The 20,176-nt window shown below is 66.1% G+C and carries 14 protein-coding genes; 5 read left to right on the forward strand and 9 right to left on the reverse strand.

Going from position 1 to position 20,176, the window contains the following annotated elements:
* Positions 1-65: 65 nt before the first annotated feature.
* The gene (locus FHW94_RS18985) at positions 66-1,532 is read left to right on the forward strand and encodes an aromatic ring-hydroxylating dioxygenase subunit alpha (RefSeq protein ID WP_168557409.1); all 1,467 of its coding nucleotides are present in this window, start codon (positions 66-68) and stop codon (positions 1,530-1,532) included.
* Positions 1,529-2,302 carry a ThuA domain-containing protein gene (locus tag FHW94_RS18990; RefSeq protein ID WP_168557410.1) on the forward strand — a complete coding sequence of 258 codons (774 nt, stop codon included), beginning with the start codon at positions 1,529-1,531 and terminating at the stop codon, positions 2,300-2,302. The genes FHW94_RS18985 and FHW94_RS18990 overlap by 4 nt, the downstream gene beginning before the upstream one ends.
* Before the next feature lie 70 nt (positions 2,303-2,372).
* On the opposite strand, the gene FHW94_RS18995 is transcribed toward FHW94_RS18990, so the two are convergent.
* From FHW94_RS18995 to FHW94_RS19010, 4 genes are all read right to left on the reverse strand, one after another.
* Positions 2,373-4,445, reverse strand: coding sequence for a phospholipase C, phosphocholine-specific (locus FHW94_RS18995; protein WP_168557411.1), 2,073 nt, complete (start codon positions 4,443-4,445; stop codon positions 2,373-2,375).
* 59 nt (positions 4,446-4,504) lie between these two features.
* Positions 4,505-6,736, reverse strand: coding sequence for a TonB-dependent receptor (locus tag FHW94_RS19000; RefSeq protein WP_168557412.1), 2,232 nt, complete (start codon positions 6,734-6,736; stop codon positions 4,505-4,507).
* Positions 6,737-6,927: 191 nt separating this feature from the next.
* Positions 6,928-8,340 carry a cytosine permease gene (locus tag FHW94_RS19005; RefSeq protein ID WP_168557413.1) on the reverse strand — a complete coding sequence of 471 codons (1,413 nt, stop codon included), beginning with the start codon at positions 8,338-8,340 and terminating at the stop codon, positions 6,928-6,930.
* A 103-nt stretch (positions 8,341-8,443) separates the two neighbouring features.
* Complete coding sequence (locus FHW94_RS19010) at positions 8,444-9,421, reverse strand: GlxA family transcriptional regulator (RefSeq protein ID WP_168557414.1); 978 nt, start codon at positions 9,419-9,421, stop codon at positions 8,444-8,446.
* A gap of 125 nt (positions 9,422-9,546) precedes the next feature.
* On the opposite strand from FHW94_RS19010, the gene FHW94_RS19015 reads away from it, so the two are divergent.
* The 3 genes from FHW94_RS19015 to FHW94_RS19025 are packed head-to-tail and all read left to right on the forward strand — an operon-like array spanning position 9,547 to position 12,986.
* Positions 9,547-10,440 carry a 3-keto-5-aminohexanoate cleavage protein gene (locus FHW94_RS19015; protein WP_168557415.1) on the forward strand — a complete coding sequence of 298 codons (894 nt, stop codon included), beginning with the start codon at positions 9,547-9,549 and terminating at the stop codon, positions 10,438-10,440.
* Positions 10,440-11,921: a carnitine 3-dehydrogenase gene (locus tag FHW94_RS19020; protein WP_210425758.1), complete on the forward strand. Its 1,482-nt coding sequence runs from the start codon at positions 10,440-10,442 to the stop codon at positions 11,919-11,921. Before FHW94_RS19015 ends, FHW94_RS19020 begins: the two co-directional genes overlap by 1 nt.
* A 27-nt stretch (positions 11,922-11,948) precedes the next feature.
* Positions 11,949-12,986 (forward strand): alpha/beta hydrolase, encoded by a 1,038-nt coding sequence (locus FHW94_RS19025; RefSeq protein WP_168557416.1) that lies wholly within the window; start codon positions 11,949-11,951, stop codon positions 12,984-12,986.
* Between the two features lie 999 nt (positions 12,987-13,985).
* On the opposite strand, the gene FHW94_RS19035 is transcribed toward FHW94_RS19025, so the two are convergent.
* The 5 genes from FHW94_RS19035 to FHW94_RS19055 all read right to left on the reverse strand — a co-directional run bounded on the left by FHW94_RS19035 (position 13,986) and on the right by FHW94_RS19055 (position 19,996).
* Complete coding sequence (locus FHW94_RS19035) at positions 13,986-14,519, reverse strand: RES domain-containing protein (protein WP_168557418.1); 534 nt, start codon at positions 14,517-14,519, stop codon at positions 13,986-13,988.
* Positions 14,516-14,878 (reverse strand): antitoxin Xre/MbcA/ParS toxin-binding domain-containing protein, encoded by a 363-nt coding sequence (locus FHW94_RS19040; RefSeq protein WP_168557419.1) that lies wholly within the window; start codon positions 14,876-14,878, stop codon positions 14,516-14,518. Before FHW94_RS19040 ends, FHW94_RS19035 begins: the two co-directional genes overlap by 4 nt.
* Positions 14,879-14,961: 83 nt before the next feature.
* The gene (gene treF, locus FHW94_RS19045; RefSeq protein ID WP_168557420.1) at positions 14,962-16,512 is read right to left on the reverse strand and encodes an alpha,alpha-trehalase TreF; all 1,551 of its coding nucleotides are present in this window, start codon (positions 16,510-16,512) and stop codon (positions 14,962-14,964) included.
* Positions 16,509-17,981, reverse strand: a complete 1,473-nt coding sequence (locus tag FHW94_RS19050) for a tryptophan halogenase family protein (RefSeq protein WP_168557421.1) — start codon at positions 17,979-17,981, stop codon at positions 16,509-16,511. Before FHW94_RS19050 ends, treF begins: the two co-directional genes overlap by 4 nt.
* Positions 17,978-19,996, reverse strand: coding sequence for a hypothetical protein (locus tag FHW94_RS19055; protein ID WP_168557422.1), 2,019 nt, complete (start codon positions 19,994-19,996; stop codon positions 17,978-17,980). Before FHW94_RS19055 ends, FHW94_RS19050 begins: the two co-directional genes overlap by 4 nt.
* Between the last annotated feature and the right edge of the window lie 180 nt (positions 19,997-20,176).

The following is a 20,176-nucleotide window of genomic DNA, read 5'->3' on the forward strand; positions in this document are numbered from 1 at the left end:
AAGAATGCCGGGCGGGCGCGATCCGCTAAAATGGCCCGGCGCGAGAGGACAGGACGGCACCGACCATGGCAGCATCCGATACCGCATCCCCCGAAACCATCGCCGATCCCGCGCGGCCAACGCCCGAAAGCTGCGGCTTGCCGGTGAGCGAGGGGATCAGCTGGCTCGAACTCATGGCCCGCGACTCGCGCCCGGCGCCCGATGTCCTGGTCACGCCCAGCTACCAGAATCGCGGCAGCACGCCGATTGCCGCCGCGCGCTATACGTCGGAGCATTTCGCGCAGCTGGAGCGGGAGCGGATGTGGCCACGCGTATGGCAGTTCGCCGCGCGCGAGGAAGACCTGCCCGAGCCGGGCGACTATGTCGTCTATGAAAACGCCGGGCGCAGCTTCCTGATCTCGCGCCAGGACGATGGCAGCGTGCGCGCGATGCACAACGTTTGCCTGCATCGCGGGCGCAAGCTGCGCACGGAGGATGGCAGTGCCGATCGCTTCGTCTGCCCGTTCCACGGCTTTGCCTGGAACAAGGACGGCAGTTTCAACCACATGCCCTGCAAGTGGGACTTTACCCACCTGGATGAAAACAAGCTGTCGCTGCCGCCTGTCGAAGTGGGCCGGTGGGGCGGCTACATCTTCCTGCGCGAGGAGCCGGGCGGGCCAAGCCTCGAAGAATTCCTCGCCCCCCTGCCCGACCATTTCAAGCGCTGGCGGCACGAGGATTGCGTGACCGTCATGTGGGTGGGCAAGGAAGTGCCGGCCAACTGGAAAGTGACGGCCGAAGCCTTCATGGAAGCCTGGCACACCGTGGTCACCCACCCGCAATTGCTGCCGTTCACCGGCGATTGCAACAGCGCCTACTGGACCTGGGGCGATCATGTGAACGTCAACCTGGTGCCGTTCGGCACGATGTCTCCGCACCTCGATCCCAATGGCAAGAGCGAGCAGTGGATCGTCGACCAGTTCGTGAAATACAACGGCCGCAGCGGCGACAACTATGATCCCGCCGCCGATCCCTATGCCGTTTCGGTGCCCGAAGGGATGACCGCGCGCGAGGCGCTGGGCGCGCGCATGCGCGCCGCCTATACCGCGCAGACCGGCTATGACCATGAAGACGCCACCGACGCCGAACTGCTCGACGCGCTGGTCTACAACGTCTTCCCCAACTTTGCGCCGTGGGGCGGGTTCATGCCCAACATCGTCTATCGCTGGCGCCCCGGAAAGACGCCCGATACCTGCATCATGGAAGTGCGCATCCTGATGCGCGTGAAAAAGGGCGAAAAGCACCCGCGCGGCGTGCCGATGAAGTTCCTCACGCTCGACCAGAAATGGACCGAAGCGCCCGAACTCGGCATCCTGGGCGACGTGTTCGAACAGGACATGGACAACCTGCCCTATGTGCAGGAAGGCCTGCATGCGTCCAAGACCGGCCAGGTGCAGCTGGGCAATTACCAGGAAATCCGCATCCGCCAGTTCCAGCAGACACTCGACCGCTATCTGGGCATTGCCGATGGCAGCGATGGGGTGCAAGGATGAGCGAGAGCGGCGAAAGCCACCCGCGCCGCATCAATTGCGTGCTGGTGTGCAGCGGGGTGTGGCACGACATCGATTTTGCCCGGCTCGAACTCTTGAAGCTGCTGGCAGACGATCCCGCCGTGCGCACCCGCGTGTTCGAGGATTACGAGAACGTGGCCGCGATCGAGACGGCCGATATCCTGATCACCTACACCTGCGACATCACGCCCTCGCTCGCCGCGCAGGAAGCCCTGCGCGCCTGGCTGGCGCGCGGTGGGCGCTGGTATGCCCTGCACGGCACCAATTCGGTGCTGCGCCTGCTGGCCGATGGGCCCAATGCCGGCCTGTGGGACGCGCCGCGCTGGGCCCCGCTGTTCATGGACCTCTTGGGCAGCCAGTTCATCAGCCACCCGCCCATCGCGCCCTATCGCGTGGACGTGGCCGATCCCGATCACCCGCTGGTGGCCGGAGTGGAGCCGTTCGAAACGACGGACGAACTCTACCATCTGGAAACCCATGGAGACTTGCACGTCCTGCTCGACACCTGCTGCACCGAGCCGGGCACCGGCTTTGTCGAGGCAGACGCCGCGCCGGGCCGCCATCCGGTGTTCTATATCAAGCACCACGGCGCGGGCGCCGTGCTCTACCTCACGCTCGGCCACTGTCGCGGGCATTATGACCTGCAACCGATGCTGGACTGGTGGCCCAGCGTGGACCGCTGCGCCTGGAACTTGCCGGTGTTCAACGAGCTACTGCGCCGGGGCGTGGCCTGGCTGAAAGAACCGCTTTAGAACGCGATGACAAAAATGTGGGACCGGTTTCTGTCAGGAATTCGGGCGACCACAAATATCCAGGCGTTGTCTATGCCTCCACCAGCGTGCCGATCGCGGGATCCGACCAGCTCGGCTTGCCCGTCTCCACATGGCCGGCATAGCGGCGGCGAAAGCCAGCGGGGCCATCCACGACCAGGTCATACCAGTGGTGGCTGGCCGCCACGGGCACGCGCAAAGTGCGGGTCTGCCCTGCCGCCAGCGTCAGCCGCGCCAGTTCGCGCGGGCCATAGGCCAGGCGCCGCACGGTAAGCGCGAGCGGCGCCATACCGGGGTTAGCCAGGGTGAGCACCACCTGATCGCCGGCCTCTTCCAGCCCGACCCGCGCGGGAGGTGGCAATGGCCCGGCCAGTTCGCGCACAAAGCCGTTCGGCCCGCGCACGGTCAACCGGCACGGTCCCTCGCCCAGCCCAGGCGGACGGTCGCGCAGCGTGGCGCCAGCGGCCACCGTGTAAGTCCACGGGCCGGCACTGCCTGCGCGATCATAGGCCTGGAACACTGCACCCTGGCGGCCGGTGTTGGCAAAGACCAGCTGCCAATCGGCCCCCTCGCCCGCTTCCCGCACGGCCAGGCGATACGGCAGCGCGCGCGCCGGGCGTTGCCCCGGTTCCTGCTGTGGCAGGGCCTGTGCCTGGGGCGGCCGGGGCTGGGGCATGCTGGCCTGGGCCGCCACGCGGGCGCGATAATCGCCGATGGCGGGCATGGCATGCAGCGCGGCGGCATCGGGATCGGCAAAATCGAACATATCTGTCAGATCCCCGGTCACGGCTCGGCGCCAGGGGGAAATATTGGGCTCCATCACGCCAAAGCGCCGCTCCAGAAAGCGGATCACCGAAGTATGATCGGCCACGCCCGAATGCACGAACCCGCCGCGCGTCCAGGGTGACACCACCAGCAGCGGCACGCGGATCCCCAGGCCCACCGGCTCGCCCTTGTAGACTTCGCCGCGCGGGTCCACGCTGGTCAGGCCCTGCTGGCGCGATATTGCCGGCACCGGGCCGGGCACATGGTCGAAAAAGCCGTCGTTCTCGTCATAGTTGATGATCAGCGCGGTCTTGGCCCAGACCTTGGGATTGGCCACCAAGGCTTCCACCAGTCGCGCCGTCAGGCTTTCGCCATAGGCCGGGGTCGCCTCGGGATGCTCGCAATACTTGTAGGGCGCGACGATCCACGAAACCTGCGGCAGCGTATCGGCGGCCACATCCTTGGCAAAGGCGGAAACCAGGTATTGCGCCTGCGACGTGGCGGCGGTTTGCAGGCTGGTGCCCTCAATGAAGGCACGGCCGCGGCGATAGAGCGGCGAGGTGCGCTCCAGCCCGCGAAACTGCGCGAAATAGGCAAGCGAGTTGTCGCCGTAGTTCTCGTATTCCTGATAGACCTGCCAGCTGATGCCCGCCGCCTGCAGCCGTTCGGCATACGTCGTCCAGCGCGAAACGGCGGGGAAATCGGCCTTGTCGCGCGCCATGTCGGCGGTCCAGTTGCCGTCGTCGACATTGTCCACCGCCTGCGCGCGATCATCGCCCACGCTCAGGCCACTGGTGCCGGTGAACAGGAACATGCGATTGGGATTGGTCGGCCCGTGGAGAGAGCAGAAATACTGGTCGGCAATGGTGAACGCGTCGGCCAGGGCATGGTAATAGGGAATGTCGGCGCGCACGAAATGGCCCATCGCCTGGGCCGTCTTGTGCTTGATCCACACGTCGTATTCCGCCCAATCGGCAAAAGCGCCTTTCCAGCTGTGGTCCAGGCTTTTCAGCCCCTGGGCGTTGCTGATCTGTCCATCGAGATGAAATGGCAGCACCGTGCCGGTGCCATCGGGCCCATGGCCATCGGGGGCGGGCTGGTGAAACACGCTGCGCCCGTTGCGCAGCATCAGCGGGCGCGGATCGCCGAACCCGCGCACCCCGCGCAAAGTGCCGTAATAGTGATCGAACGCGCGGTTTTCCTGCATCAGGATGACCACGTGTTCCACATCCGCCAGGGTGCCGGTGCGCCGATTGGCCGGCAGGGCCAAGGCCGTGGCGATCGATGGCGGCAAGGCGCCCGATGCCGCAGCCGCCGCCACCGCTTTGAGGAAAGTGCGGCGCGCGGGCCGATGCGTCATTCGGTTTCCCCAGGGAAAGCATGGGTGCCGGCGCTGCGCCGGCCGGCACCCATCATGGCTTAGAACCGCTTGCGCAGCGTGATCGAGGCCTGGCGCGGCGCCCCTACCAGCATCGATTGCAGCGTGCCGGAAGGATCGGTGAACGCAAGGCCGTTCTCACCCAGCGTGGCGATATACTTCTTGTCGAACAGATTGGTGACATTGCCCTGGATTTCCAGGTTCTTGAGCGGCCCATCGGCGGCGTCGAACTTGTAACCCAGCGACAGGTCCACCAGCACGCGGCCAGCCACGCTGGCATCGTTGGTATAGGTATAATAGCGCTTGGACTGATAGTTGGCACCTACCCGCGCACTGATCACGCCATCGTCATAAGCCACTTCGGCGTTGGCCAGATGCGCCGGAACCGTGGCGACCTGCTTGTCCTTGGTGTGATAGAGCGTGCCGCTCAACACATCGTCATCATAGCGCGCATCGGTGTAGGAATACGAACCATAGAGCGAGAGAGCGCGGGTCAGGTGATAAGTGCCGGCCAGTTCGACACCGTTGGTGGTGACCGAACCCACGTTGGACAGGATCGTGGCGCAGCCCACGATAATCGCGCAGGGCTGGACCGAGAGCAGGCGGTTCTCGAACTTGACGTGATAGCCCGCGATCGAACCCTCGAAATGATCGAGGTGGAAGCGGAAACCGCCTTCGATGGTCTTCGACGTCTCGGGCTTGATGGTATTCTTGATCGCCTGGAAACCGGCCTGGTTGGTCATGAACGGTTCGGTGGTGAAGGCGCGCATGTTCTCGGCATAGCTGACGAACGCTTCGACCGCCGAATTGAAGGTGTAGTTCACGCCGGCCTGGGGCAGGAACAGGTCACGCGCCTTGAGCCGACCCGAAGTATCGCGCGCGGCGGCTGTGGACTGGCTGGCCGGATCGTACTTGTTGTCGACAATAACGCTCAGGCCCTTGAACCCGGCGTTGATCTTGAGATTGTCGGTGGCCTGGAACGTGTCCTGGATGAAGAACTGTCCCGTGGTGATCTTGAAGTTGTACTTGTATTGCAGATAGAATGACCCTTCGGGCCATTCGCGGTTGTCGATGCTCGACGTGGTGCTGTCAGCCAGGCCGAAGAAATTGCGCGCCGTGGTATACTTGTTGGATTCGTACCAGCCGCCCAGTTCGATTTCGTTCTTGGCGATCTTGTAGGTCAGGGCGCCGGTCAGTCCGCCGCGCGCGATCTTGTACGACGTGGCGCGGATCGACAGCGCCGCGCCGCCCGGCGTGGGCGTATAGGGCGTCCACCAGGTGCCGATGCCCTTGTTGTGGTGGTAATAGGGCGAAACGCGCAGCGACAGACCGGGCGCGAGGTCCGCCGTCAGGCTGGCGCCCGCCAGGAAGTCCTTACGCAGGCCATAACCGTTGTAATAGGTATCGTCCGCGCAGATCGTCTGGTCATACCCGGCATAGTTTTCACAATACTTGGAATAGTTGACCAGGTCCGATTGCAGGTTCTTGGCAATCGCCAGGGCCGTCTTGTAGTCGTTGCGAATGTAATCCCAGTTCCAGCCGTATTTCTTCACCAGGGCCGGCGACATATCCATGTAGTCGTCGTCCTTGAAATCGGAATAGTTGGCAAAGGCGGTCAGCTTGGCGCTGGTGCCCAGCGGCACCACGATCTTGCTGTTGACCGACCAGGCCTGCTGCTTGCCCTCGCCCTTCCACTTGGGCGCATCGAGCCACGATCCGCTGACATAGGCCTTCACCCCGCCGCCCAGGTCACCGGTGTTGACGCGGCCGAACAGGCGATAGGCGTTTTCGCTGCCATAGCTGGCCTGGGTATCGACGCCGAAGTCGTCAGTGGGCGTCTGGCTGAAGAACTGCACCGTGCCGCCCAGGTTGGAACTGGACGGCGTATCGAGCGCACCCGAGCCTTGCGCCAGCGTGGAGCTGCCGATGTTTTCCGAAGCGATGGCGCGGCTGATGTGCAGCCCGTTGAAATTGCCATAGCTCATGTCACCCAGCGGCACGCCATCCAGCGTGAAACCAAGCTGGTTCTGGCTGAAGCTGCGCACCGAAAAGCGCGTGGACCATTCGTTGGTGCCCAGCGCATTGGCCGACTGCACCGAAACGCTGGGCAGTTTTTCCAGAACCTTCAATGGGCTGGTGCCAGGCGTCGCGGCCTTGATGTCGATCGCGGTAACGGTCTGCACCTGGCGCGTTTCGCCCCGGCCGAAAACCACAATGGGATTGTCTTCCGTCACGCCTTCGGCGGCATCGACCGCAGGCGCCGTTTGGGCCATGACCGGCGTTGCGCCGCATACCAGAGCAAGGCTGGCGACGCCGGATAAATGCTTATACCGCATATGAATTCCCCCATGTGTTATACCAAACATGATCACGGGAAACGCGGCGTTTTTCGCTTTTGCGGACTCGCCGGATCAGTTCAGCCAGGTCCTCCTGTCAAAAAAGCTAAGCAAAGCGCAACTTATGGTCAACAAACGCTTTGCTTATGGTAGGATGTTGCATCATCCTGACCCGCCGCAATGTCACGACACAGCCACAAATAGGCGATTGCCGAGACCGGCAGCCCGACCAGCATCGAGACGTCTGCCCCGCCCAAAGCGCGCGCTACCGGGCCCGTGAACACGTGCGTGCTGAAAAACGGCACCATCGCCAGGAACCCGGCCAGATAGGCCAGCAAGCCCCGCGCATTCCAGCGGCCATAGATGCCATCGGGATCGAATATCGCCGCGATCGAATAGTGCCCTTTGCGCACCACGTAGAAATCGACCAGGTTGATCGCCGTCCACGGGGTGAAGATGTAGAGCAGGACGGACAGCAACAATTCGTAATCGTGCATGAAGTCTTTCGACGCCGAAAAGGACAGTGCCGAAGCCAGCACCGTGACGATCACCAGCGACACGACGCGTTCGCGGATCGTGCTGCGCAAGGTCATGAACGAATCCGCGATCGACAGCAGCGTGAGCGACGCACCGTAGAAATTGAGCGAGGTGGCGGTGATCAACCCGGCAAAGGCGACGACCAGCAGGACCATGCCGAAGCCGGGCACGATCTGGTCGCCCACCAGGCGCGCGGCAGCGATCACCCCTTCCTGCGGCAGGGCAGCTGCAGCAATGGATCCCACCGCCATCATCCACACGCCGCCCAGCATCGCCCCGCCAAACGTCCACCAGAATGCCGCGCGCACGCCCACTTCCGGGGGAAGATAGCGCGAATAATCCGATACATAGATCGACCAGCTGAGCTGATAGGCGGCCGCTGCAAAGAATTGCAGCAGGAACGGGATCATGACGAAGCGGTGCGGATCGAATTGCCCGGCGGGCAGCGGCACGAGCAGCGCGGCGCCGGCCGTGAACACCGCCAGGATGGCGATCAGGGCGAAAGCCAGCGTGCGTTGCGCGCGGTGGATCAGGTCATAGCCGATCAGCGCCACGCCCATCGCCAGGACGGTGAAAACCGCCATGGTCGGGCGCGGTGGCAAGCCTGCCAGCTCGTGCACGGTCTGTGCCGCCAGCACCTGGTTGAACGCGTTGTAGCCCACGTAAGTGATCAGCGCGACGACCCAGACCAGCAACGCCCCGCGATAGCCGAATTGCGGGCGCGACTGGATCATCTGCGGCAGGCCCAGTTGCGGCCCCTGCGCCGCGTGGAACGCCATGAAGAACGTGCCGAGTGCACAGCCCCCGACGATCGCGGCCAGCGACCAGAACAGGTTGAGCCCCATGGCAATCCCCAGCGCGCCGGTGGCCAGCGTAGCCAGGTGCGCGTCGCCGGCAAACCACACCGGCCACAGATGCCAGACTTTGCCGTGCCGCTCGCTCAAGGGCACGAAATCAATCGAGTGCGCTTCGATTTTGGAGCGCGAAACCGGTTGGCTGGACATGGCCCATTTCCCCCCATCTGGCGGGTCGTGCCTATGCACGCCCGTGTGTACACGCGATGCTGGGGGGCTGGGCCGGGGCCTGCAAGGGGGAAATGTGACCCCGTCAATCGCCCGCCACAGCCGTGGCAAAGCGCGTGCCGCGCCGCGCCGCCGTGGCTGTCAGGCCAAACGCGCGGCGCAGTTCGCGCGTCAGCGCCGAAGCCGAATCGAACCCCGTGGCCAGCGCCACGTCGAGCACGCGCATGTCGGTGGTTTCCAGCAGCACGCGCGCCCGCTCCAGCCGCAGCCGGCGGTAGTGGCGCTGCGGCGTCAGCCCCAGGTGTGCCACGAACAGCCGCTCCAACTGGCGCACCCCCACCCCGGCGCGGCGGGCGAGCTGCGCCGAAGGCAGCGGGCCGTCGAGATGCGCCTCCATCGTCGCCACGGCGCGCAGCACGTGGGGATCGCGGATGGCCAGGCGCTGGCCGGCCGCCATGCGCTGGCCCTCGCCGGCCGGGCGGATGCGCTCGTGGATGAACTGTTCCGCCACGGCATTGGCAAAGGCCACGCCGTGGGCCCGCGCGATGCGCTCGAGCATCATGTCGAGCGCGGCGGTGCCCCCGGCGCAGGTGAACAGCCGCTCGCTCAGCGTGTAGAGCGCGTCGGCCACGGCGATCTGCGGCCAGGTCTCTCGGAAATGGCTTTCCGCTTCCCAGTGGATCGCCACCGGGCCGGGCCCGGCCACGCCCGCCTGAGCCAAGAGCACGATGCCCGTGTCGATCGCGCCGAACCGACCGCCGCCCCGGCCATAGCGGCGCAGCGCCGCAAGCCCGGCCCGCCCAAGGCCGCGTTCGGGGTGGAACCCGGCGCACACGATCAGCGTGCCGGGCGGAACGAGCGCCTCAAGCGGCGCATCGACCACCACGCGCATCCCGCTCGACGCCGCCACCGGCTGCCCGTCGGCGGAATGCAAGCGCCAGGCAAACAGCGGCTGCGCGGCCAGGCGATTGGCCACGCGCAGCGGCTCCACCGTGGAAAAGAAAGCCAGCGCAGAGAAGCCCTCCACCAGCAGGAAATCGATTCGTTCAGGCGCGATGGTCATCGCTAACCAGGAAAACACGTGGCGTCGGAAATTGCACGATCAGTGTCGTTTTTCGCATGAAATATTTTGCCGGGCTGCATCACACTGCGTGCATCATCACTGCCGCATCACCATTGGGGGTTTCGATGCAAAGCGAAGTGTTCATCACCTGCGCCGTCACCGGTTCCGGCGACACCGCCAGCCGCCATCCGGCGCTGCCGATCACGCCCGAACAGATCGCCAATGCCTCGATCGAGGCAGCCCGGGCCGGCGCGGCAATCGCCCACATCCACGTGCGCGATCCGCAGACCGGCCAGGCCAGCCGCGACGTTGCGCTCTACCGCGAAGTGGTCGAACGCATTCGCGCTTCGGACACCGACGTGATCATCAACCTCACCGCCGGCATGGGCGGCGACGTGGTGTTCGGTTCGGGCGAGCATCCCCTGCCGCTCAACCCGCAAGGCACCGACATGGTCGGCCCGATGGAGCGGCTTGCCCACGTGGTCGAACTGCTGCCGGAAATCTGCACGCTCGATTGCGGGACGATGAATTTCTCGCTGGGCGACTATGTCATGACCAACACGCCCAGCCACTTGCGCGCGATGGCTGCCAAGGTCCAGGAACTGGGCGTGCGGCCCGAACTCGAAGTGTTCGATTTCGGGCACCTGGTCTTCGTGAAGGACCTGATCAAGGAAGGCCTGCTCGATGATCCGGTGATGATCCAGCTGTGCCTGGGCATTCCCTATGGCGCACCCGACGATCCGGGCACGACCATGGCCATGGTCAACCAGTTACCTGCCGGCGCCACGTTCTCCGCCTTTTCGATCGGATCGCGGCAATTGCCGTTCGTGGCCATGGCGGTGCTGGCCGGTGGCAACGTGCGCGTGGGCCTAGAAGACAACCTCTATCTCTCGCGCGGGGTCAAGGCGTCGAACGCCGATCTCGTCACCCGCGCCCGCACCATCATCGAGGCGATGAACGTGCGGGTGATGGGTCCGGCCGAGGTGCGCGAGAAGCTCAAGCTGAAGAAGGTGCGCTAATGGCAGTGCAGGATATTGCCCGCGCCGGGCTGGTCGGCGGCGGGGTAATCGGTGCAGGCTGGGCGGCGCGCATGCTGCTCAACGGCATCGACGTGGCGATCTTCGATCCCGATCCCGAGATCGAGCGCAAGGTGACGACCGTGCTGGCTGCCGCGCGCCGCGCCTGGGACAAGCTGGTGCCCGGCGCCCTGCCGCCGCAAGGCCACCTGCGCCTGGCGGCAAGCGTGGAAGACGCGGTGGCCGATGCCGATTTCGTGCAGGAAAGCCTGCCCGAACGCGAAGACCTGAAGATCGAGATTCTGGCGCGCATCGATGCGGCCACCCGGCCCGATGTGATCATCGGTTCGTCCACCTCGGGCCTTTTGCCCACTCGCCTGCAATCGGGCATGGCCCATCCTGAACGGCTGGTCGTGGGTCATCCCTTCAACCCGGTATACCTCCTGCCGTTGGTTGAAATCTGCGGCGGCGCCCAGACCTCAGCCCAAACCCGGGAACGCGCCGCCGCCTTCTATACCGCGATCGGCATGCACCCGTTGCATGTGCGCAAGGAAATCGACGGTTTCATCGCCGACCGACTGCTGGAAGCCTTGTGGCGCGAGGCGCTGTGGCTGGTCAACGACGGCGTGGCCACGACCGAAGAGATCGACGACGCGGTGCGCTTTGGCGCGGGGCTGCGCTGGTCGTTCATGGGTACGTTCCTGATCTATCGCATGGCCGGGGGCGAAGCGGGCATGCGCCACTTCCTGGCCCAGTTCGGCCCCGCGCTGAAACTGCCGTGGACCAAGCTGGAAGCGCCCGAGCTGACGCAGGACCTGATCGACACGGTTGCCACCCAATCCGACGACCAGTCCGCCGGCATCTCCATCCGCGACCTGGAACGCCAACGCGACGATTGCCTGATCGCGGTGCTTTCGGGCCTGCGCGGGCAGGATTACGGCGCCGGGCAGACGCTGGCCGCCTATGCCCGTCGCCTGATGGAACATGCGCCGGCCCCGCTGGGCAGTGCGCCGGACGAACACCGCCCGCTGGCGCTGCACAGCACCGACGTGCCGCCCGACTGGATCGACTACAACGGCCATATGACCGAGCACCGCTATCTCCAGGTGTTCGGCGACACGACCGACGCGCTGCTGCGCCACATCGGCGTGGACGCGGCCTATCTGGCCAGCGAAGGCAGCTGGTTCACCGTGGAAACCCACATCCGCCACTTGGGCGAAACCCATGCCGGAGACCGGTTGATCGCCAGCACCCAGGTGCTCGGCGCCGATGCCAAGCGCGCGCATGTGTTCCACAGCCTGTTTCGCAGCCGGGACGGGCAACTGGTGGCCACGGCCGAACAGATGCTGCTGCATGTGGCCAAGGCAACGGGCCGCACTGGCCCAGCCACGGGGGTGCCGGCGCAACGCATGGCCGCGCTGGCCAGCGCGCAGGCCGTTCTGCCGGTGCCCGATGGCGCCGGCCGCCGCATCGCCCTGGGTTGAGAGGAGACAAATGCCATGCGCCGCCTGATGATAGCACTTCTTCTGGCGGCCACGGTCGCCCAGCCGGCAACCGCTAAGGCGCCGGCATCGCCGGCTGCACCCGCCCTGCCCGATCGCTTCGATGATTTCGGCCCGGCGGTGCAGGCCCTCACCCTGCCTTCGGGCCGCGTGGTCCATTTCAGCGACACCGGCGATCTGGGCGGGCGCAGCGTGCTGTTCATCGGCGGCACCGGCACCAGCGCGCGCGCCAGCGGGATGACCGATTTCCTCAAGAGCCTGCGCGTGGCGCTGAAACTGCGGTTCATCACCGTGGAGCGCAACGGCTTTGGCGACACCGCCTATCAACCGGGGTGGACTTATGGCGATTATGCCGGCGAAGTGCGCGCCGTGCTCGATCACCTGGGTGTGCGCCGCTTTGCCGGCGTCGCGATTTCGGGCGGTGGGCCCTACATGGCCGCGGTGGCCGGCGCGCTGCCCGATCGGGTGATCAGCCTGCACATGCTGGCCACAGCCGCCACCAACCCACATGGCAAGCAATGCGGCGTGCCGCTGGCCGCCCTCGCGCAGTCACTGACGAACCAGGTGCAGAACCCGCAGGCCTGGTGGGGCTTTCCTGCCACCAGCCCCACCCATGGCATCCCCGGCTTTGCCGATCGCGCGTTCGAGGAAGGGGCGCGCACCTTCTTCATTCGCGGGCAGATGGGCGATCCCTTGCCCGAAGCGGCGGAAATGCAGCGCTATTGCGGGCCGGCGCCCGATGTATCGGCGGTCAAGGCGCCGGTGCACATCTTCCAGGGCGGGGCCGATCCGTTGGTCACGCTGGACCAGGCGGAATATTGGCACAGCCATTTCCCCAACGTGGTGGCCTTCCGCGTCTATCCCGGCGAAGCGCACGACGTGCAGTATCGCCACTGGGACCAGGTCCTGATCGAACTAGCGGGCATTTCGGGCAAGACGGTGGTCTGCCAGGGCGGCCACAGCACGGCCCTGCCCGACAGCGCCGCCAAGGTGGCGCTGGCCAAGGGCGCAAGCCTGGGGCTGTGTGCTTGGACCGCGAAGCCTTAAGAGGCGTGGCAAATTCTAATGTTCGGGTTCGCCCAACATCTGCCGTCGCCCCGTGCTTGACACGGGGCTTGGCTACTTTGCGTTCTCGCCTTGCGGCGCGGTCACTGGGTACCACTGGTCCCAGATATCCAGCCAATCGGGATTATACGCCTCGATCAATGCAAATTTCCATTCCCGGCACCGTTTTTTGACCAGTTTCTTACGAGCAATCGCGGGTTCGATTTCCGTGTGCCGCTCGGCATTGACCAGCCTTGTCTTGCCAAAGTCCTTTGCGTGGATCGAGCCATGACCCTCGCGATGCTGTCATACGCGTCGGATCGGGTCGGATGTGACACCTATATAAATTCCGCCGCGATAGCGGTCGCCATGATGTAAGCCCAGCCGCCGTTTTCCATTCTGCCAGCATGCCAAAGGCAAGGTCGCAAGGGAAGCCAAGCCCCGTGTCAAGCACGGGGCGACGGGTAGCCTGTTCAACAGTGTCAGTTTCCCATCCAGATTTCGACAAACCCGAGCATCAGGAAACGCGGCTTTGCGGACATCACCGATGCTTGAACGTCCAGCTGCGATCTTCCCCCGGTTCGTCGTTAAAAAGATAACGAATGCCGTCGATGCTGCCGTTCGGCCAAACCACCAACTCGCGTTCGTTAATGAACTCAGTCTCTATTGTGTCCCCCATAGCAGGGCCCTCCCAAATGAGAGTCAGCCTGTCGCCAGGCTCTAATTCGAAGCACTGGGGCCGAGGCTCAACGGACACGTAAATTGGGCCATCCTTGCGGTTTACGAACGTTTGCTGGGTTTGCGCCATGGTTTAGGTCTAAGGCTGCGCAGCGCTGTCGCCAATGCCCGCTTCCCACCCAATTTCAGCCGTTTCTCCTCGTCATTCCCGCGAAGGCGGGAATCCAGCGACTTGCGGCGCGACAAGCACAGCCGCCGGGTTTTGATGCCAGGGCTCCCCACCACTTCCGGTCTTTCCCGAACCGCTGAATTTGTCCACGCCGCCTAGCGCCACGAGCTGTCGTCGCGCGGCAGGCGGCCGTGGTCGTCGACCACGCGCACCTGATGCGGCGGCTCCGCGCTCCAGCGCCAGAACACCAGGTTGCGGTCCTGCGGGCCGGCGCGATGGGCGAAGCTGGGCACGATCGCACCGGCAGCGCCCAGGTCGATCAGGCGCCGCGCCAGCGCCCAGGTTGGCGGCACTTGCCCGCGATCGGCCAGGTCTTCCCAGGCACAGGCCAGGTCCACCGGCGCCACACCCAAGGCATCCAAGCTGGCCGCATCGGTCAGATCGACCAGATCGGCGCAGTCCACGTCATAGGAACACAGCGTCAGCGGCTGCGCCTTGAAGGCAAAGCCCTGCTGCGCTTCTGCCCAGGCCGTCTCTGGCCGCAGCGCAGTATAGAGCGCGGGCGTGCCCACGGGATTGAACCGCCCGCCATGGCGCGCCGCGCCTTCGCCCGAAACCGGATCGAACGCCCAGCGCGGATGGTGCGCGCGATAGACCGCGCCCACCAGCTTGCTCCTGGGCAGGGTCAAGCAAATCCGCCCTCGGCAATACGGCTGAGATAACGCTTCACCGCCTCGCCCCGCCCGGCATGGACCAAGTCCTCGGCGGTCTGGTCCCCGAACGAGGGCAAGGGCTGCGAGCGATACCAGGCAAAGGCGGCCAGTTCCGATCCCGCCCACGGGATCACGCGGTTGACGATTTCCACCATGTCACGCAGCCGCTTCTGCGTGGCGGGCGAAGCCACGCGGCTGGCCTTGGACACGCTGTCGCGCGACAAGCCCAGCGCCTGCGCCAGTTCGGTCTTGGTGATGCGCAACCGGCCCGAGACGACATCGGGCGAAACCGCCCCGCCTTGCCCCACCACATCAACCAGAAACGCCGTTGCCACGCCTGCCTCACCAAATGCCGCTATAATGGGGCAATATACGCGGCTTTCGGGTTTTTACAAGGCGAGGTTGCGAAGGTCCTGCACTACCCCGCATACCGCTCCAGAAAAGCCCGCGTCACGCCGTTGGTCCAGCCAAACCCATCCTGCAGCGGATATTCCCCGCCGCCGCCGGGCGCGTGGGTCTCCACGTCGTATTTTTCCAGCATCTTGCCCGTATCGTCATAGGCGGCCTGCACTGTTGCCAGCCAGGAACGCGCGATCGTCGCGGCCAGATCGGTCTCGCCATAGCGGGCCAGGCCTTCGTGGGCGATCCATTGCAGCGGCGCCCAGCCGTTGGGATCGTCCCACTGCTGCCCGGTGCGCAAGGGCGTGGTGCGCAGGCCCCCCGGCGCCAGCAGCTGCGCCCGCACCAGCCTGGCCACCGCTTGCGCCTGGTCGGGCCGCGCCAGCCCCACGAACAGGGGATAGAGCGTCGCCGCCGAAACGCGCGGCGTGGGCCTGGCGCTTTCACGATCCCAATCGGCAAAGCGGCCCTGGCGTTGCACCCACAACCAGCGCTGGATCGCGCGGCCGCGCGCGGCGGCCTGGGCCGCGAAATCCGTGGCACAGGCCTTGTCCCCGGCCTGCGCACAGCGCCGGGCAATGGCGGTCTCTTGCGCCCAAAGCAGGCTGTTGAGATCGACCGGCACGATCTGCGTGGTGCGGATCGTTTCCAGGCGGGCGGGATCGGCCAGCCAGCGAGAGGAATAGTCCCACCCGCTTTCCGCCCCGGCGCGCAGGTCCGTATAGACATCGGCCGCCGGCCGGCCCGAGGCGCGCGCCGTGGCCACGTCCTCGCGCCAGGATTCATCGCGCGGGCCGGGCGCATCGTCCCAATAGCGGTTGAGCAGGCTGCCATCAGGCATGCGCACCACGCGCGCCGCAGCGCCGCTTTTGCGCGCGGCGGGTGCGCCCTTCATCCAGAAGGCATGTTCGGCCCGCAGCGCGGCCAGATGCCGCGCCGCCGTGGCGGCATCCTGGCGCGGATCGAGATCGGCCATCAGCGCCAGGAACGGCGGCTGCGAGCGGCCGAGGTAATAGGTGCGCGTGCCATTGGGCACGAAGCCATAGCGGGACACCAGGCTATCGAAATCGTCGAGCATCCCCGCAATCAGCTGGTCCTGCCCATCGGCTTTCAGGCCCAGCATGGTGAAATAGCTGTCCCAGTAATAGATCTCGCGAAAGCGGCCGCCCGGCACGACATAGGGCTGCGGCATGGCGAGCGCCGACGAACCGGGCGGCGGGGTGAATGCAGGGCGCGTCAGTTGCGGCCAGAGTGCAGCGATATGGGCGCGCAACGACGGCTTGGCGCCCGGCTCGGCCGGCACGACAAAATGCTTGTCGACGAAGGCGCGCAGGGCATCGGCGCCCTGCGGCTGCTCCGCCCGCCAGGCGGCAAGGATCGCCTCTGGCGCCTCGCGCGGGGTGGCGTCGGCAAAGGTCTTGCTGTCGGGGAACACCTTGGCCGCCTGCACCGCTTCGAACAGCGGGCCGAACAGCACTTGCGGCGGCGTTGGCGGCGGGGCGGGCGGCGGGGCTGTCTGCGCCATGGTGGCCAGCGCCACCAGGCCGAGCAGCAGCGCGCGCGCTTTCATCGTGCGCCCTGCAATTGCGCCGCGCTCTTGGCGATCGCCGCGCGCACGGCATCGAGGTGGCGCAGGTTGTCCGCCGCGCTCATGCTGTCCAGCATCGGGTTGTGGCCTTGCGCGCGCAGACCCTGCCCGGTCATCACCGCAAACCAGCTCGCATCGCGGAACAGGTCTTCCTGGCGCAGCATCAGCCGCCCGCTGCCCAGGAAATGGTCCACCTTGTAGGCCAGCGTTGCGGGCAGGTCGGCCGCCTGGCAGGCCTGCCACATCGGCTCGTTGCGGCCCTTGGTGAAATGATAGTGCAGCACCAGGAAATCGCGCACGTCTTCCATCTCCTGCGCGAACACGCGGTTGTATTGCTCTGCCAGCAATGTGGCACAGTCCTGTCTGGGAAACAGCGAAAGCAGCTTTCCGATCCCGGTCTGGATCAAATGGATGCTGGTCGATTCCAGCGGTTCGAGGAAACCGCTGGACAGGCCGATCGCCACGACATTGCCGATCCACGCCTGGCGGCGCCGGCCGGGGGTGAAGCGGATCAGGCGCGGATCGGCCGTGGGCGTGCCGATCGCCGCCAAGAGGTCGCTTCGCGCCGCCTCTGCATCCTGGAACTTGCTGGAAAAGACATAGCCATTGCCCACGCGATGCTGCAGCGGAATGCGCCAGCGCCAGCCCGCCTGCGCCGCCGTGGCCGTGGTATAAAGCGGCGGCGCGGCATCGGCTGCCGTCGGCGCGGCCCAGGCGCTGTCGCAGGGCAGCCAGTGCGACCAATCCTCGAACCCGGCGTGCATCTGCCCTTCGATCAAAAGGCCGCCCAGGCCCGAGCAATCGATGAACAGGTCCGCCGCCACGCGCTCGCCCCGCTCGGTCGTCAACGCCTGGATGAACCCGGTCTGCCCGTCCTGCTCGATCCGGGTCACCCGTCCTTCGTGGCGTCGCACGCCGCGTTCCTCGGCCATGCGGCGCAGGAACGCAGCATAGAGTCCGGCGTCGAAGTGATAGGCATGGCCCAGCGTCGAGAGCAACGAGCGCGGATCGCCGTTACTCCGTGCAAAGACCCCGGCGCGCGCCATTTGCGTGGTAAGCGAGAACTGCTCGATATCCAGGGCATGCCCGCCGTTCCACGCGCGGATCAGCCGGTGCGGCAGCATCTGCGCATCGCCGGGCAGGCCATAGGTGCCGAACGGGTGGAAATAGGCGCTGCCCTCCCCCTGCCAGCCGCGAAACTCGATGCCCAGTTTCCAGGTCGCGCCGGTCTCGGCGATGAACGCGGCTTCGTCCAGGCCGATCAGCTGGTTGAACCAGTGGATCGTGGGGATCGTCGCCTCGCCCACGCCGATCGTGCCGATCGCGTCGGATTCGATCAGCGCAATCGCCACGCCTTGTGCGGAAAGCGCCTTGGACAAGGCGGCCGCCGTCATCCACCCAGCGGTGCCTCCGCCCAGGATGGCCACGCTGCGGATGGGCGCCGCGCTCATCGCTGGCCGCAGCCGTTGACGCCCGGCGCCGGACGCTTGAGCGCTAGGTAAACCGTGCTCCACAATTGCGCCGCGTTGGATTCATCGGCATCGCCGCCACGCGCGCCGAACGCTTCCACCTTGTAGCGCCCGCCGGCATAGCTCCACGACCACAGCTCGGAGCTTTGCACCGCGCGGCTGGCGTCGATCCCGCGCCACAGCGCCGCCTGCGCTGTGCGCACCCGCGCGCAGACCGGGGCGGGCAGATCGGCCCGCGCCGCCTGCCGCGCCAGGCCAGCCGCCGCCAGGGCCTGATGCCACGACCACACCACCGTGCCGTGATAGGCATTGCGGCCAAAGCGTGCCTGCAAGGCCGGCGGGGCCAGCGCAGGATCGGCCACCACCATGCCCGCCCCGGTCATCAACCCGGCGGGAAAGGGCCGCGCCATGGTATCGGCGGCCAGCATGACCTGATCGGCATCGGGGCTGCCCATCAGCAGGGCAAAGCCTTCGTCGGAATGGAGTATCGGGACCGGCTGCCCCGCGCCATCAAGCGCGATGGCGTGATAACGCAGCGGCTGGTTGCCCAGCGCGGCCAGCGCGGGCGTGGCCGGCACGCCTTCGGCCTTGGCATAGGCGCCCACTTGCGCCCGCGCCGTGGCCGCAGGCACGCTTTGCAGGAACAGGCGCGGCGCCGCTTCGTGCCAGACCTTGGCCATCTGCGGCAGGCGCGCGAGCATCGCCCGGTCCTGTGGCGTGGCATAGGCATCGAGCAACCCGGCCCGCGCCATCGCGGCGGCGGCATCGAGCGCGGCGGGCACCAGCACGGCGTTGACATCGTAAGGATAGCGTCCGCCGCCCAGGCCATCGTTGCTGTCGCGCCATTCGCCCGCATCCATGCCGGGCTTGAGCGCGATGAGGTGCTGCCAACGCGGATCGCGGGCAAAGGCATCTGCCGCCTGCGCCACATGGCGCAGGTTGGCCATCAGCGCGGCGCCCAGCGCCTTGTCCCCGTCGCGCTCGGCCAGGAAGGTGCCCGCGCGGGCTGCCCCACGCTGATCATCCACCAGCCAGGCCCGCGCCACCGGGGCCAGCAGAAAGGCGCTGTCGATCATCGCATAGTTGTAGGTCGGCGCATCGCTCGGCCCTTCGCCCGCTTTCAGATGGTCGAGCACGGCAAATTCGCCGATATCTTCCTCGTGCGCGACATTGCCATCGGCCGACAGGCGGGTGAGCACCGAGCGCAAGCCCGTTTCCACCGCCGGCGGCGTCAACACCGGCATCAGCAGGCGCACCGACATGAGCGTGTCCCGTCCGAAATAGGTGTTGAACCGCCAGGAACCGGCCAGGAACTTCTCATGATAGCTCAGGAATTGCAACGCGCGCCGCGCCGCCGGATCGGCCGCCGCCTGGGGCGTGAGCAGGGTTTGCGACGTGTAGGGCGTCAGCGCGGGATCGCCGCTCAAGGCGGTGATCGCCACAGCGATGCGCCCATCGGCGCCGGCCACGATCGCACCATCGACCAGGCGCCCGTGGGTGACGGTCAGGGCCAGCCGATAGCCTGCCTTGCCGTCCAGCCGGTCGCGCTGCCATACCACGCTTTGCCCGGCGATCGTCGGCGCTACCAGCACCTCCTGCGGCGCCGTGCCGAGCGCCTGGTAGTCGCGCAGCACGCGCACGCTGGACAGCACGGCCTGCTTGAGATCCAGCCGCAGCGCAGCGATCCGGGCGGAAAGGCGCACGCCGCGCAACGGGCGGCCCTGGGCATCGGCTTCATGGATCGGCACCGGCGGCGTGGTGATCGCCCATTGCGCCGGCTTGGCAATCCTGCCGAACCACAGGCCCACCCCGCTGTTGCCCGCGGGAAACGCCACGATCAGGCGCGGATCAGTCCCCGAGCGCAGCAGCACATGCGCTGCCACATCGCCCTCTTGCACGAAGGTGTTGAGATTGAGCCCCTCCTGCAACACCGGTGCCGGTGCGGCCCCGGCCAGAAACAGCAAGGCCAGCGGGGCCAGCACGCGAGAGGGGATCATGGGGACTCCTGTAAGGAAAAGACGTTGGCCTCTAAATCTCCATCCGCCGCCCCGGGCTTGACCCGGGGTCCCGCTTTTTCCTGCAGCGTTACGCCAAGCTCCAAGAAGTGGGCCCCCGGATCAAGTCCGGGGTGACGAAAGGATCAACAACACGAAAGAGAAGGGGGTGCGCCGGGGGCC

It is taken from the genome of Novosphingobium sp. SG720, from assembly GCF_012275365.1.
In the GTDB taxonomy this organism is placed as follows: Bacteria; Pseudomonadota; Alphaproteobacteria; order Sphingomonadales; family Sphingomonadaceae; genus Novosphingobium; species Novosphingobium rhizosphaerae.

Bases quoted from the DNA above. Each gene is read 5' to 3' on its own strand.
- FHW94_RS18985 (WP_168557409.1), top strand. From the start codon at position 66: ATGGCAGCATCCGATACCGCATCCCCCGAAACCATCGCCGATCCCGCG.
- FHW94_RS18990 (WP_168557410.1), top strand. From the start codon at position 1,529: ATGAGCGAGAGCGGCGAAAGCCACCCGCGCCGCATCAATTGCGTGCTG.
- FHW94_RS18995 (WP_168557411.1), bottom strand. From the start codon at position 4,445: ATGACGCATCGGCCCGCGCGCCGCACTTTCCTCAAAGCGGTGGCGGCG.
- FHW94_RS19000 (WP_168557412.1), bottom strand. From the start codon at position 6,736: ATGGCCCAAACGGCGCCTGCGGTCGATGCCGCCGAAGGCGTGACGGAA.
- FHW94_RS19005 (WP_168557413.1), bottom strand. From the start codon at position 8,340: ATGTCCAGCCAACCGGTTTCGCGCTCCAAAATCGAAGCGCACTCGATT.
- FHW94_RS19010 (WP_168557414.1), bottom strand. From the start codon at position 9,421: ATGACCATCGCGCCTGAACGAATCGATTTCCTGCTGGTGGAGGGCTTC.
- FHW94_RS19015 (WP_168557415.1), top strand. From the start codon at position 9,547: ATGCAAAGCGAAGTGTTCATCACCTGCGCCGTCACCGGTTCCGGCGAC.
- FHW94_RS19020 (WP_210425758.1), top strand. From the start codon at position 10,440: ATGGCAGTGCAGGATATTGCCCGCGCCGGGCTGGTCGGCGGCGGGGTA.
- FHW94_RS19025 (WP_168557416.1), top strand. From the start codon at position 11,949: ATGATAGCACTTCTTCTGGCGGCCACGGTCGCCCAGCCGGCAACCGCT.
- treF (WP_168557420.1), bottom strand. From the start codon at position 16,512: ATGAAAGCGCGCGCGCTGCTGCTCGGCCTGGTGGCGCTGGCCACCATG.
- FHW94_RS19050 (WP_168557421.1), bottom strand. From the start codon at position 17,981: ATGAGCGCGGCGCCCATCCGCAGCGTGGCCATCCTGGGCGGAGGCACC.
- FHW94_RS19055 (WP_168557422.1), bottom strand. From the start codon at position 19,996: ATGATCCCCTCTCGCGTGCTGGCCCCGCTGGCCTTGCTGTTTCTGGCC.